Source organism: Streptomyces sp. NPDC058964 (assembly GCF_042741275.1).
In the GTDB taxonomy this organism is placed as follows: Bacteria; Actinomycetota; Actinomycetes; order Streptomycetales; family Streptomycetaceae; genus Streptomyces.
Window position 1 is genome coordinate 1 of the sequence record NZ_JBHYKH010000438.1, and the last position, 7,774, is coordinate 7,774.

At 69.4% G+C, this 7,774-nt stretch carries 8 protein-coding genes; 2 read left to right on the forward strand and 6 right to left on the reverse strand.

All coding sequences use genetic code 11. The features are described from left to right. Positions 1-79 precede the first annotated feature (79 nt). From ACFW2E_RS36080 to thyX, 3 genes are all read right to left on the reverse strand, one after another. Positions 80-1,765 (reverse strand): ribonuclease J, encoded by a 1,686-nt coding sequence (locus ACFW2E_RS36080; protein WP_384472997.1) that lies wholly within the window; start codon positions 1,763-1,765, stop codon positions 80-82. Positions 1,766-1,892: 127 nt separating this feature from the next. Further along, complete coding sequence (dapA, locus tag ACFW2E_RS36085; RefSeq protein ID WP_384473000.1) at positions 1,893-2,792, reverse strand: 4-hydroxy-tetrahydrodipicolinate synthase; 900 nt, start codon at positions 2,790-2,792, stop codon at positions 1,893-1,895. 231 nt (positions 2,793-3,023) lie between these two features. After that, positions 3,024-3,764: an FAD-dependent thymidylate synthase gene (thyX, locus tag ACFW2E_RS36090; RefSeq protein ID WP_384473002.1), complete on the reverse strand. Its 741-nt coding sequence runs from the start codon at positions 3,762-3,764 to the stop codon at positions 3,024-3,026. 209 nt (positions 3,765-3,973) lie between these two features. Between thyX and ACFW2E_RS36095 the strand changes: the two genes are divergently transcribed. Further along, positions 3,974-4,210, forward strand: a complete 237-nt coding sequence (locus ACFW2E_RS36095) for a hypothetical protein (RefSeq protein ID WP_384473005.1) — start codon at positions 3,974-3,976, stop codon at positions 4,208-4,210. Between the two features lie 90 nt (positions 4,211-4,300). Beyond that, positions 4,301-4,855 (forward strand): hypothetical protein, encoded by a 555-nt coding sequence (locus ACFW2E_RS36100; protein WP_384473008.1) that lies wholly within the window; start codon positions 4,301-4,303, stop codon positions 4,853-4,855. Positions 4,856-5,142: 287 nt separating this feature from the next. Here ACFW2E_RS36100 and ACFW2E_RS36105 read toward each other — a convergent pair whose 3' ends face one another. Genes ACFW2E_RS36105 through ACFW2E_RS36115 form a run of 3 tightly spaced genes read right to left on the reverse strand, consistent with a single transcriptional unit; the run spans position 5,143 to position 7,699 of the window. Next, on the reverse strand, positions 5,143-5,595 hold the full coding sequence (locus ACFW2E_RS36105) for a hypothetical protein (protein WP_384473011.1): 453 nt from the start codon (positions 5,593-5,595) through the stop codon (positions 5,143-5,145). 17 nt (positions 5,596-5,612) lie between these two features. Beyond that, positions 5,613-6,365 carry a 4-hydroxy-tetrahydrodipicolinate reductase gene (dapB, locus tag ACFW2E_RS36110; RefSeq protein WP_384473013.1) on the reverse strand — a complete coding sequence of 251 codons (753 nt, stop codon included), beginning with the start codon at positions 6,363-6,365 and terminating at the stop codon, positions 5,613-5,615. Between the two features lie 26 nt (positions 6,366-6,391). After that, positions 6,392-7,699 carry a M16 family metallopeptidase gene (locus ACFW2E_RS36115; RefSeq protein ID WP_384473016.1) on the reverse strand — a complete coding sequence of 436 codons (1,308 nt, stop codon included), beginning with the start codon at positions 7,697-7,699 and terminating at the stop codon, positions 6,392-6,394. Between the last annotated feature and the right edge of the window lie 75 nt (positions 7,700-7,774).

Below are 7,774 nucleotides of genomic sequence, written 5' to 3' on the forward strand. Positions count from 1 at the left end.
CCCGCGCGCCCCCACCCCCCCGCCCCCGCCCCCCCCCCCCCCCGCACCAGGTTCGCGCGTACGAAGGGCCGTACGCGTGTCAGACCTCCACGACGACCGGGAGGATCATCGGCCTGCGCCGATAGGTGTCCGAGACCCACTTGCCGAGGGTGCGGCGGATGAGTTGCTGCAGTTGGTGGGGCTCCACGACGCCGTCCTGGGCCGAACGCTCCAGCACTTCCGTGATCTTCGGGATGACGTCCCCGAAGGCCGAGTCGTCGATGCCGGAACCCCGGGCGTGGACGTGCGGACCGCCCGTGATCTTGCCGGTGGACGAGTCCACCACCACGAAGACCGAGATGATGCCCTCGTCACCGAGGATCTTGCGGTCCTTCAGTGCCGGCTCACCGACGTCGCCGACCGAGAGGCCGTCGACGTACACGTAACCGGCCTGGACCTTGCCGGAGATCTTCGCCTTGCCCTCGACGAGGTCGACGACCACGCCGTCCTCCGCGATGACGATCCGGTCGTGCGGAACGCCGGTCAGGGCGCCCAGTTCGGCGTTGGCACGCAGGTGGCGCCATTCGCCGTGCACCGGCATCAGGTTCTTCGGGCGGCAGATGTTGTAGAAGTACAGCAGCTCGCCCGCGGACGCGTGCCCGGAGACGTGCACCTTGGCGTTGCCCTTGTGGACGACGTTCGCGCCCCAGCGGGTCAGGCCGTTGATCACGCGGTAGACCGCGTTCTCGTTGCCGGGGATCAGGGACGAGGCCAGGATGACGGTGTCGCCCGGGACGATCCGGATCTGGTGGTCGCGGTTGGCCATGCGCGACAGGGCCGCCATCGGCTCGCCCTGGGAACCCGTGCAGACCAGGACCACCTCGTCGTCCGGGAGGTCGTCCAGTGTCTTGACGTCCACGACCAGTCCCGGCGGGACCTTCAGATAGCCCAGGTCCCGGGCGATGCCCATGTTGCGGACCATCGAGCGGCCGACGAAGGCGACCCGGCGGCCGTACTCGTGCGCGGCGTCCAGAATCTGCTGGATGCGGTGGACGTGACTGGCGAAGCTCGCCACGATGATCCGCTTGCGGGCGCCCGCGAAGACCTGGCGCAGGACGTTGGAGATGTCCCGCTCGTGCGCAGTGAAGCCGGGGACCTCGGCGTTCGTGGAGTCGCTGAGGAGGAGGTCGATGCCTTCCTCGCTGAGGCGTGCGAACGCGTGCAGGTCCGTCAGACGGTTGTCCAGCGGCAACTGGTCCATCTTGAAGTCGCCCGTGTGCACCACCATGCCGGCGGGAGTGCGGATGGCCACGGCCAGTGCGTCCGGGATGGAGTGGTTGACCGCGATGAACTCGCAGTCGAAGGGGCCGACGCGTTCGCGGTTCCCCTCGGCCACCTCAAGGGTGTACGGGCGGATGCGGTGCTCCTGGAGCTTCGCCTCGATGAGCGCGAGGGTCAGCTTGGAGCCGATCAGCGGGATGTCCGGCTTCTCGCGGAGGAGGTAGGGGACGCCGCCGATGTGGTCCTCGTGGCCATGCGTGAGGACGATGCCCTCGATGTCGTCGAGGCGGTCCCGGATGGACGAGAAGTCCGGCAGGATCAGGTCGATTCCGGGCTGCTCCTCCTCGGGGAAGAGCACTCCGCAGTCGACGATCAGCAGACGGCCGCCGTACTCGAAGACCGTCATGTTCCGGCCGATCTCGCCGAGGCCGCCGAGCGGGGTGACCCTCAGACCGCCTTCGGGGAGCGCCGGGGGCGGACCCAGTTCAGGATGCGGATGACTCAAAAGACTCTCCTCACCACGCGCGCCACGTACCGGTGGGCACGTGGCGCGCGTGACGTTCGTGCAGAAGCAGTTGTCGTTGTGGGGTGCAGGCACCGGTGTCCTGCCTATTCAGTTGTGAAGTCTCGTGTCAGAGCTGTACCCCGCCCGCAGCAAGATCGATCTTGAGCTGGGCGATCTCCTCGGGCGAGCACTCGACCATCGGCGAGCGCAGGGGGCCGGCGGGCAGACCCCGGAGGGCGAGCGCGGCCTTCGTGGTCATGACGCCCTGGGTGCGGAACATGCCGGTGTAGACCGGGAGCAGTTTCTGGTGGATCTCGGTGGCCTTCTGGACGTCGCCGGAGGTGAAGGCCTCGATGAGTGCCCGCAGGTCGGGGGTGACCACATGGCCGACGACCGAGACGAAGCCGACCGCGCCCACGGAGAGCAGCGGCAGGTTGAGCATGTCGTCGCCGGAGTACCAGGCCAGGCCGGACCGGGCGATGGCCCAGCTTGCGCGGCCGAGGTCGCCCTTGGCGTCCTTGTTGGCGACGATTCTCGGGTGCCCGGCGAGGCGTACGAGCGTCTCGGTGTTGATCGCGACGCCGCTGCGGCCGGGGATGTCGTAGAGCATGACCGGCAGTTCGGTGGCGTCGGCGACGGCCGTGAAGTGGCGGTACAGGCCCTCCTGCGGGGGCTTGTTGTAGTACGGCGTGACGACCAGGAGGCCGTGTGCGCCGGTCTTCTCGGCGGCCTTGGCCAGCTCGATGCTGTGGTGGGTGTCGTTGGTGCCGACGCCGGCCACGATGTGGGCCCGGTCGCCGACGGCCTCCAGCACGGCTCGTACGAGGTCCGATTTCTCCGCGTCGCTGGTGGTGGGGGACTCACCGGTGGTGCCGTTGATGATCAGGCCGTCGTTGCCTGCGTCCACCAGGTGGGTGGCGAGCCGCTGCGCGCCGTCGAGGTCAAGTGCGCCGTCCGCCGTGAAGGGCGTGACCATGGCGGTGAGGACCCGCCCGAAGGGGGTCTGCGGAGTGGAGGTCGGAGCCATGGGTAACACGCTACTCGCTGCCCCTCGCCTGGTCTGCCCTCGGGGTGCGGGGAAAGTCCTGACAAATATGGAGCCCGGCACTGCCTGCTCGGGGGTTCAAGCAGTGCCGGGTCCCTTTGATCAGGCTAGATGAACTTCTCAGAATGCCGCAATACGGACACTTCGGGTGGCTGATGCGTACATGTGTACCCGCGGCGCGTCAGCGGTCCCGCACCGCGGTCCTGCGTCGGCTCACGGCGCCACGCGACCGTTGGCGTTGAAGGCCGCGTAGGTGAGCGGCATCAGCCTGGCCCACTCCTCCTCCATCCTCTCGCCGACCATCTCGATCTCCCGCTGCGGGAAGGACGGCACCTTGGCCAGCTCGTGCTGGGTGCGCAGACCGAGGAAGTGCATCAGCGAGCGGGCGTTGCAGGTGGCGTACATCGACGAGAACAGGCCGACGGGGAGGACCGAGCGGGCCACCTCGCGGGCGACACCGGCGGCGAGCATCTCCTGGTACGCCTCGTACGCCTGGACGTACGAGTCCTCCATGACGCGGCCGACCAGTTCCTGCTGGGCCTGGGTGCCCTCCACGAAGACGTACTTGCCCGGGCGGCCCTCCTGGACCAGCTTGCGGGACTCGTCGGGCACGTAGAAGACCGGCTGGAGCTCGCGGTAGCGGCCGCTCTCCTCGTTGTACGACCAGCCCACGCGGTGTCGCATGAACTCGCGGAAGACGAAGATCGGGGCGCTGATGAAGAACGTCATCGAGTTGTGCTCGAACGGGCTGCCGTGCCGGTCCCGCATCAGGTAGTTGATCAGCCCCTTGGAGCGCTCCGGGTCCTTGTGCAGCTCGTCCAGGGACTGCTCGCCGACGGTCGAGACACGGGCGGCGAACAGCACGTCGGCGTCCGACGCGGTGTGCTTGACCAGCTCGACGGTGACATCACTGCGGAAACTGGGCTTGAGGTCGTCGACGGGGGTGTCGGTCACGGCTCGGAGGGTCCTTCCATCACTTCTCTCGGGCGGCGCCCACTCTACGGCCCGGCTCTGACAACGGGGCGTTCGGTGCCGGGACGCGACATCTTCGGCGAACCTCGGAGAACTTCTGTGAATTCGGGGCAAGCGGGCACCTTCTGCGCCGATCGCTCGTCTGTGTCGGTGAGAACCGTTCGTTCGATCCCTGAAGGAGACCCGTCCCGATGTTCCGTCGGCGCGATCCCGTCCCGTTCGCCTTCCTCGCCGAGGCCGACGAGTTCCGCAGCAATGTCGCTCCCCCACCCCGTCAGCGCTCGTCCGCGGGTCAGACAGCCGGACGCTGGCTGCTCGGGCTGACCATCGTCGCGGGGCTCGTGGGCTCCGTGGTCCTCGGTATGCCGGCGATGTCGACCCCCTCCGCGACACAGACGCAGCAGTCCCAGGCCTCCCAGGGGCACTGACCCTTCCGGACCCCCGAGGGTGGTGAGCGGGGACACAGGCGGATAGCCTCACCGGGCACAGCCCATGCATGGAATGAGTGAGGACCAGCCGTGCCCCTGCCCTTCCTGACGGCCGACCACACCTTCGAGGCAGCCGACGACGTCGCCCTGCCGTACGACGACCAGACCCGCTGGCGGCGCCCCTACCGGCCCGGACCGCTGCGGGTGGGCGTGGCCGCGCTGTGGCTGCTGCTCGCCTCGTATGTGCTGTTCGCGGCCGTCCTCATCGCGCTGACCGGCTCCCCGTCCTCCGCCGGAGTGATCTTCGGGCTTGCCCTGGCCGTCATCGTGAGTGCGCTGCGGCTGCTGCGCATGGGCGTGTGGGTGAGCGCGTACGGAGTACGCCAGGTGAGCTTCCTCGTCACGCGCACGGTGCCCTGGCGGCAGGTGGTCGCGGTGCGCACGGTGCAGCAGCCGGTGCGCTGGCTGGGGCTGCCGCGCACGGTGCAGGGGCAGGCGTTGACGCTCGTACGCAAGGACCGTGCCGCCGAGGACACCGCACCGCTGCTGACCACGCACAACCTGGACTTCCTGGCACGGGTCTCGGCCTTCGACCGGGCCGCGGACGCCGTGGAGACATGGGCCGCGGAGAGCCGGCTTGGCTGACGCCACCAGCTGTGCGAAGGGGGCCGGTCCGCAGAGGTGCGGGACGGCCCCCTTCGCGTACGTGATTCACCCCGGGACGGAAACCACCGACCCCCTGCACGACCTCCACCAAGCCCGCACCCTCGCCCCAGCCGCAAGCGCCGGGGAGACACCGGCCACGGAACACGGAACCGGCTGACAGCACGAGCGCGCAAAGGGGGCCGGCCCGCAGAAGTGCGGGCCGGTCCCCTTCGCAGGCGTGATTCACCCCCGGACGGGGACCGGCCGCCTTCGTGTGCGTGTGCGGCTCAGGCCGGAACCGGCTTGCCGTCGTGCAGGGCGATCGCCCGTTGCATCGCCTTGCGGGCGCGAGGGGTGTCGCGGGCGTCGTGGTAGGCGACGGCGAGGCGGAACCAGCTGCGCCAGTCGTCGGGGGACGCCTCGGTCTCGGCCTTGCGCTTGGCGAAGACCTCGTCGGCCGAGTCCCGGTCGATGCGGCCGCCGGGGGTGCGCCTGAGCTCGTCGACGGGCAGGCCGCCCTCCGCGTCGAGCTCGGCGGCGAGCCGGTTGGCGTTGCGGACGAACTGGGTGTTCTTCCAGAGGAACCACAGGCCGATGACCGGCAGGATCAGCACCGCGATCCCGAAGGTGACGGTGAGGAGCGTGCCGGACTGGATGAGCATCACGCCGCGGCTGCCGACCAGGACGAAGTAGAAGACCAGGACGGCGGCCGTGACGGCATAGGAGATCTTCGCGCGCATGTCTGAGGATCCTCGGGTCAGCCCAGGTCCAGGAAGTTCTCCAGGCCGAAGGTCAGGCCCGGGGCCGACACCACCCGGCGGGCGCCCAGCAGGATGCCCGGCATGAAGCTGCTGTGGTGCAGGGAGTCGTGGCGGACGGTGAGGGTCTCGCCCTCGCCGCCCAGCAGGACCTCCTGGTGGGCCAGCAGGCCACGCAGGCGGACCGCGTGCACCGGAACGCCGTCGACGTTCGCGCCACGGGCGCCTTCCAGGGCCGTCACCGTGGCGTCGGGGGCCGGGGCGGTCCCGGCGGCCCGGCGGGCCTCGGCGATGAGCTGTGCGGTGCGCGTGGCGGTGCCGGACGGGGCGTCGACCTTGTTCGGGTGGTGCAGCTCGACGACCTCCACCGACTCGAAGTAGGGCGCCGCGATCTGCGCGAACTTCATGGTCAGGACGGCCCCGATGGAGAAGTTCGGCGCGATCAGGACGCCGGTCTCCGGGGACTGGGCGAGCCAGCCCTTGAGCTGCGCGAGACGCTCCTCGGTCCAGCCGGTCGTCCCGACGACGGCGTGGATGCCGTGGCGTACACAGAAGTCGAGGTTGCCCATCACCGAGGCGGGGGTGGTGAGTTCGACCGCGACCTGGGCGCCCTTCTCCGCCAGGGTCTCCAGCTTGTCGCCACGGCCGAGGGCGGCGACCAGTTTCATGTCCTCGGCGGCCTCGATCGCCCGGACCGCCTCGGAACCGATCCGGCCCTTGGCACCGAGGACCGCCACGCGCAGCTTGCTCATGTTCCTGCTTCCTAACCAGGGGTGTTTCAGGCGACGGCGTCGTGCAGCCGGGAGGCCTGCTTGTCCTTGAGGGGGCCGATGACCGACAGCGAGGGACGCTGTCCCAGGATGTCGCGGGCGACCGCGCGGACCTCGTCCGGGGTCACGGCCGCTATCCGGGCCAGCATGTCGTCGACGGACATCTGCTCGCCCCAGCACAGTTCGCTCTTGCCGATACGGTTCATCAGCGCGCCCGTGTCCTCGAGGCCCAGGACGGTGGAGCCCTGCACCTGCCCTATCGCGCGGCCGATCTCGTCGTCGGAAAGGCCGTGCTCGGCGACGTGGTCGAGCTCGTCCCGGCAGATCTTCAGCACGTCGTGGACCTGCGAGGGCCGGCAGCCGGCGTACACCCCGAAGAGGCCGCAGTCGGCGAAGCCCGAGGTGTACGAGTACACGCTGTAGGCCAGACCGCGCTTCTCCCGGACCTCCTGGAAGAGACGGGATGACATGCCGCCGCCGAGGGCGGTGTTCAGCACGCCGAGCGCCCAGCGGCGGTCGTCCGTGCGGGCGAGGCCCGGCATGCCGAGGACGACGTGTGCCTGCTCGGTCTTGCGGCCGAGGAGTTCGACGCGGCCCGCGGTGCGGATGGTGCGCCGGCCGTCCCGCGGGGCGATGGGCGTGGCGTCGAGGCTCTTGAAGGCGCCCGCCTTCTCGAAGGCGGCACGGACCTGGCGTACGACCTTGTTGTGGTCGATGTTGCCGGCGCAGGCGACCACGAGGTGGGTCGGGTCGTAGTGCTTCTTGTAGAAACGGCGGATGCGGTCGGCGGTCAGGGCGTTGACCGTGTCGACCGTGCCGAGGACCGGGCGGCCGAGCGCGTTGTCCCCGAACATCGTGTGCGCGAACAGGTCGTGCACACAGTCGCCCGGGTCGTCCTCGGTCATCGCGATCTCTTCGAGGATCGCGCCGCGCTCGACGTTGACGTCGTCTTCGAGAATCACCGAGCCGGTCAGCATGTCGCAGACCACGTCGATGGCGAGCGGCAGGTCGGTGTCGAGCACGCGCGCGTAGTAGCACGTGTACTCCTTGGCCGTGAACGCGTTCATCTCGCCGCCGACCGCGTCGATCGCGGAGGAGATGTCCAGGGCGGACCGCCGCTGCGTGCCCTTGAAGAGCAGGTGCTCCAGGTAGTGGGTGGCGCCGTTCAGGGCCGGCGTCTCGTCGCGGGAGCCGACGTGCGCCCAGATGCCGAAGGTCGCGGAACGGACCGAGGGCAGGGTCTCGGTGACGATGCGCAGACCGCCCGGAAGGGTGGTCTTGCGGACCGTGCCGATGCCGTGCTCGCCCTTGATCAGGGTTTGGGTACGGGCGAGCGGGCGCGCGCCCCCATAGGGTGGGGGCGGGGCGGGGGGGGGAAGAGGAGGTACAGG